The organism is Xenorhabdus miraniensis (assembly GCF_002632615.1).
Map to the genome: position 1 here is coordinate 95175 of NZ_NITZ01000021.1, position 4633 is coordinate 99807.

The following is a 4633-nucleotide window of genomic DNA, read 5'->3' on the forward strand; positions in this document are numbered from 1 at the left end:
GCAGCTTGTTCGGGATTGAATACAGGATTTGTCTGGCGGCAACAGCGCGGTGGTCCCACCTGACCCCATGCCGAACTCAGCAGTGAAACGCCGTAGCGCCGATGGTAGTGTGGGGCCTCCCCATGCGAGAGTAGGACACTGCCAGACATCAATTTATAAGTGTTGCCCATCTGGCAGCACTTTTTATTTCAGCATTTGCTGATATGGCTCAGTTGGTAGAGCACACCCTTGGTAAGGGTGAGGTCCCCAGTTCGAATCTGGGTATCAGCACCATGAATAATATGTTCGGCAAATAAAACAGAATTTGCTTGGCGGCAATAGCGCGGTGGTCCCACCTGACCCCATGCCGAACTCAGCAGTGAAACGCCGTAGCGCCGATGGTAGTGTGGGGTCTCCCCATGTGAGAGTAGGGAACTGCCAAGCTTTAATACCAAGTCAAAAGGCCACTCATTTGAGTGGCCTTTTGCATTTCTAACACTTTTGTATTTCCATCAACAGATAGGTATTAGAAAACGACCTACTTATCTTTCAAATGTAGAGTCTGATAGACTACGGCTCAAATTATCTATTGAGCTTGAAGTGAATGTCTGTCTGTCAATCTACCCAACTAAAAGCGTTTAATACATTTGGCGTTTCAGCCTATGCCGAGCATATCGATACAGCAACTTCTGTTGAATCACTTCTGTTCTTATGGCAAGAAGCGATGGGGAAAAATCATCCCATTTTACTGCTGGGAGGGGGAAGTAATGTCCTCTTCACCGAAAATTTTAAAGGTACTGTGATTCTGAATCGTATTCTTGGTATCGATATAAAAGAGTCAGAGACTGCATGGTATGTCCATGTTGGTGCAGGCGAAAATTGGCATAATCTGATTACTTATTTATTTAAGAAACAGATTTATGGTTTAGAAAATTTGGCATTAATTCCAGGAAATATAGGTTCTGCCCCTATTCAGAATATTGGAGCATATGGAGTTGAATTTAAACACGTCTGTGAGTATGTGGATGTTGTTGAATTGAAAACTGGTAACCCTATTCGTTTGATGGCAAATGAATGCGAATTTGCGTATAGAGACAGCATCTTCAAGCATAAATATAAAGATGATTATGCTATTACAGCAGTTGGCTTACGTTTGAATAAGGCATGGGAACCAGTATTAACTTATGGTGGTTTGGCACAGTTCTCACGAGAAGATGTGACTCCAGAGAAAATATTTAATGCTGTATGTGAAATGCGTCAGAGTAAATTACCGGATCCTGTGGTGATGGGTAATGCGGGAAGTTTCTTCAAGAATCCAATTGTACCGTCTGAATTGGCGCAAAAAATTAAATCTGAATATCCGGATTGTCCTCAATATCATCATAATGAATATAGTGTAAAGATTGCTGCAGGATGGCTTATCGATCAATGTCACTTGAAAGGTTATTCTATTGGTGATGCCGCTGTGCATACACAGCAAGCTCTTGTATTAATTAATACAGGAAATGCAAAGGGGCAGGACATAATTGCTCTGGCTGCACATGTGCGTAACAAAGTAGCAGAAAAATTTAATATTTTATTAGAGCCTGAAGTACGCTTCATTGGCAGTGAAGGTGAGATAGACTCAGTGGAATGTATTTCATGAAAGATATTAGTACTCCATTAAAATTAATTAAAGTATTGTCTGATGGTGAAGTTCACTCAGGACAGCAGCTTGGGCAAGAATTGGGAATGAGTCGAGCGGGGATTAATAAACATATCCAGACCATTCGCGAATGGGGTGTGGAAATTTTAACACTTCCGGGGAAAGGTTATCGTTTTCCTGCTCCAATGAACCTTCTTGATAAAAATGCTATTACAAATTATCACCCAAGTGACCGGATTGAAGTTATACCTGTTATTGATTCTACAAATCAATATTTGTTAGATAAGTTATCAGAGCTCGATTCTGGTGATGCCTGTGTTGCAGAATATCAATATGCTGGCCGGGGGCGTCGTGGTAGACAGTGGGTTTCTGCTTTTGGCAGAAATTTATATCTGTCTATGTATTGGCGCTTGGAACAAGGGCCTGCTGCTGCAATTGGTTTAAGCTTGGTTGTTGGAATTGTAATTGCAGAAGTTCTTAATCGTCAGGGAGCTGCTGAGAGAGTAAAAGTAAAATGGCCAAATGATTTATATTTGGACGATAAAAAACTTGCGGGAATACTAGTTGAATTGACGGGCAAAACCGGTGACGCTGCTCAGATCGTTATCGGAATAGGTATAAATATTTCGATGAGTAGTGAGCAACAGAAATCCATTAATCAACGGTGGATTAATTTACAGCAAGCAGGAATGACAGTTGAGCGGAATAAATTGATTGCTGAAATCATTGCTGAGCTTAAAAAAACACTAACTCAATTTGAAAACGAAGGATTATCACCTTTTATCCCTAGATGGCTTAAGTTAGATAACTTTATTAATCGTTCAGTGAAATTAATTATTGGTGAACAGGAAATTCATGGAATAGCCCGTGGAATTGATCAACAAGGAGCACTCTTACTTGATATTAATGGTGTTATTACACCTTACATTGGCGGTGAAATATCTTTGAGGGGCTGCTGAATGTTAAAGCCGGAAATATTTCCGGCTGTTTGCTTTATTTTCTCAATCTGACATTTTCAATTGTGTGATTGACACCTTTCGTCATAATCAAGCTAGCACGTTCCCTTGTCGGTAAAATATTTTGCTGTAAGTTCAACCCATTAATTTCCCGCCAAATACTGGATGCAACTTTTATCGCTTCTTCTGTCGTGAGCTTGGAATAATTGTGGAAATAAGAATCTGGATCGGCAAAAGCACCTTGTCTAAACTTGAGAAAACGGCTGACATACCATTGCTCAAGTAATTCTTCTGAAGCATCAACATAAATAGAAAAGTCAACAAAATCAGAGACAAATACATGGTGTGGCTCATGCGGATAATCCATGCCACTTTGTAATACATTCAAGCCTTCAAGGATCAAAATATCCGGTTTCTCTATGATAATTTGTTCGTTTGGAACAATGTCATAACTCAGATGAGAATATACTGGAGCCGTGACTTTTTCCGCGCCTGATTTGATATCTGAAACGAATTTGACTAAGTTGCGCATATCATAGGATTCAGGAAATCCTTTCTTTTTCATTAAGCCACGTTCATTCAATACATTATTAGAGTGCAAAAAGCCGTCTGTTGTTACTAGCTTAACACGGCGATGTTCAGGCCAGCGGCTTAGTAATGCTTGCAATAAGCGTGCAGTGGTACTTTTTCCCACAGCAACGCTGCCAGCAATACCAATAACGTACGGTATTTTTTGTTCATCTGTTCCTAAAAACTGTTCAAGAACAGCTTGCCGCCGTAAATTGGAGCTTATATAAAAATTGAGTAAGCGTGATAATGGAAGATAGATTTCAATCACTTCATCTATTGAAATTTCTTCATTAATACCTTTTAAAGCGGCGACTTCTTCTTCTGTTAATGTCAATGGCACTGAGTCACGCAATGTTGCCCAATGTTCACGATCAAATTGTAAATATGGGGTCGTTAAAAAAGATTCTTTATTATTCATAAGCCAACATTTGCCTGTCTATGCAGGTTGGACAGGTTGTTGAGAACAGCCGTATCCGACAAAAAATAAATCTCATCATATCGATTGCGTTATCACAGGCGTAGAATTTTTTATGATTTTAGTAAGTTTTTTGATGAGAAATACAAAAATGTAAAAAAAATGTTCCAGTTCAACAACTATTTTCGGTGGCCATTCTTCGTTTTTAAAAGAAAAAATCAAGGTGACGCGAAAAATTTGCAAGAAATGATCAGCAAATACATTTTGATATTCCTTCTCTATAAAACTTTTTTGTTTAATGTTTGTTCTAAGGTTATTGAAAAAAACATCAATATCATCAAGAATGCTTGTTTTGTGAGCGAAAGAACAAAAAAAGCAATTTTTTTGTTGCATCGAAAGCCAACACTACCTAGAATGCGCAGCACTTGATGCCGGCATAGCTCAGTTGGTAGAGCAACTGACTTGTAATCAGTAGGTCCCGAGTTCGACTCTTGGTGCCGGCACCATTAAAAATTTGGAAAGGTGGGGTTCCCGAGCGGCCAAAGGGAGCAGACTGTAAATCTGCCGTCACAGACTTCGAAGGTTCGAATCCTTCCCCCACCACCATTAACCAGTTTTTATCTTGAGTGTTCTGCTCGAGTTATACTCCAGACAAAATACTTGAGATACAATGTACAGCTGATTAAAGTCAGGTAGCCGAGTTCACGCGGGCATCGTATAATGGCTATTACCTCAGCCTTCCAAGCTGATGATGCGGGTTCGATTCCCGCTGCCCGCTCCAAGATGTGCTGATATAGCTCAGTTGGTAGAGCACACCCTTGGTAAGGGTGAGGTCGGCAGTTCGAATCTGCCTATCAGCACCACCTTTCCTGTTCTGCCTCCTGATTTTCTTCCTGTAAATATCTAACAAGCAATTGCTTGGTTGATGTGGTGAAACCACCGATTCCGTGTCTTAGAGGGACAACCTAATGTCTAAAGAAAAGTTTGAACGTTCAAAACCGCACGTTAACGTTGGTACTATCGGCCACGTTGACCACGGTAAAACTACCCTGACTGCTGCAATCACCA

Annotated in this window: 4 protein-coding genes, 5 tRNA genes and 2 rRNA genes; 10 read left to right on the forward strand and 1 reads right to left on the reverse strand. The window is 40.4% G+C overall.

Translation table 11 applies throughout. The features are described 5' to 3' along the window. Window positions 1-31 precede the first annotated feature (31 nt). From rrf (Xmir_RS36175) to birA, 5 genes are all read left to right on the forward strand, one after another. Window positions 32-147, forward strand: a 5S ribosomal RNA gene (gene rrf, locus Xmir_RS36175). Between the two features lie 50 nt (window positions 148-197). After that, window positions 198-273 (forward strand) — tRNA-Thr (locus tag Xmir_RS36180). Between the two features lie 34 nt (window positions 274-307). Continuing rightward, window positions 308-423 (forward strand): 5S ribosomal RNA (rrf, locus tag Xmir_RS36185). A 160-nt stretch (window positions 424-583) separates the two neighbouring features. Further along, window positions 584-1624: a UDP-N-acetylmuramate dehydrogenase gene (gene murB, locus Xmir_RS36190; protein WP_099115402.1), complete on the forward strand. Its 1041-nt coding sequence runs from the start codon at window positions 584-586 to the stop codon at window positions 1622-1624. Next, window positions 1621-2583, forward strand: coding sequence for a bifunctional biotin--[acetyl-CoA-carboxylase] ligase/biotin operon repressor BirA (gene birA, locus Xmir_RS36195; protein ID WP_099115403.1), 963 nt, complete (start codon window positions 1621-1623; stop codon window positions 2581-2583). The genes murB and birA overlap by 4 nt, the downstream gene beginning before the upstream one ends. A gap of 34 nt (window positions 2584-2617) precedes the next feature. On the opposite strand, the gene coaA is transcribed toward birA, so the two are convergent. Then, a complete protein-coding gene (gene coaA / locus Xmir_RS36200; protein WP_099115404.1) occupies window positions 2618-3568 on the reverse strand; it encodes a type I pantothenate kinase in 951 nt (316 codons plus the stop codon). Between the two features lie 427 nt (window positions 3569-3995). Between coaA and Xmir_RS36205 the strand changes: the two genes are divergently transcribed. The 5 genes from Xmir_RS36205 to Xmir_RS36225 all read left to right on the forward strand — a co-directional run. Next, window positions 3996-4071, forward strand: a tRNA-Thr gene (locus Xmir_RS36205). A gap of 15 nt (window positions 4072-4086) precedes the next feature. Next, a tRNA-Tyr gene (locus tag Xmir_RS36210) sits at window positions 4087-4171 on the forward strand. Between the two features lie 100 nt (window positions 4172-4271). Continuing rightward, window positions 4272-4346 (forward strand) — tRNA-Gly (locus Xmir_RS36215). 6 nt (window positions 4347-4352) lie between these two features. Beyond that, window positions 4353-4428, forward strand: a tRNA-Thr gene (locus tag Xmir_RS36220). 105 nt (window positions 4429-4533) lie between these two features. After that, window positions 4534-4633, forward strand: a 100-nt coding sequence (locus Xmir_RS36225; protein WP_234369306.1) for a GTP-binding protein, incomplete at its 3' end; no start/stop codon positions are given.

Coding starts and splice junctions, on each gene's coding strand:
- murB (WP_099115402.1), top strand. CDS start 584: ATGTCTGTCTGTCAATCTACCCAACTAAAAGCGTTTAATACATTTGGC.
- birA (WP_099115403.1), top strand. CDS start 1,621: ATGAAAGATATTAGTACTCCATTAAAATTAATTAAAGTATTGTCTGAT.
- coaA (WP_099115404.1), bottom strand. CDS start 3,568: ATGAATAATAAAGAATCTTTTTTAACGACCCCATATTTACAATTTGAT.